Origin of the sequence: Tritonibacter sp. SIMBA_163, from assembly GCF_046535935.1 — a bacterium.
GTDB lineage: Bacteria > Pseudomonadota > Alphaproteobacteria > Rhodobacterales > Rhodobacteraceae > Epibacterium > Epibacterium scottomollicae.
Genome location: NZ_JAWJBP010000311.1, coordinates 1 through 279, shown reverse-complemented (window position 1 = coordinate 279; position 279 = coordinate 1). Strand labels below are relative to the sequence as shown.

1 pseudogene is annotated in these 279 nt (G+C 62.0%); it reads right to left on the bottom strand.

The annotated features are described in order from the left end of the window. Nucleotides 1-279, bottom strand: a pseudogene (locus R0J92_RS22525) (hypothetical protein); the annotation flags it as partial.

The following is a 279-nucleotide window of genomic DNA, read 5'->3' as shown; positions in this document are numbered from 1 at the left end:
ATAGCCATCGGCAGTCCAGGCCGGATCGCGCGGTGCCTTGATGGCGCGCGCCAGCCATTCACGAACCTTGCCCTGATCGCCGGTTTCAGCTTCTTCGATGTCAGCAAGCAGCAGATAGGCGCTTTCGCGCGGCGAAGCGCGCAGAACCTGCTCTGCATTTTCGCGGGCAAGACGATAATCACCCGCCTCGTAAGCCGCACGCGCCAGGGCAAGACTGCCCTCGGCATTGTTGGAGCGCAACGATACGAGATGCTTGGCACGCTTCAGGCGATCCTGTGG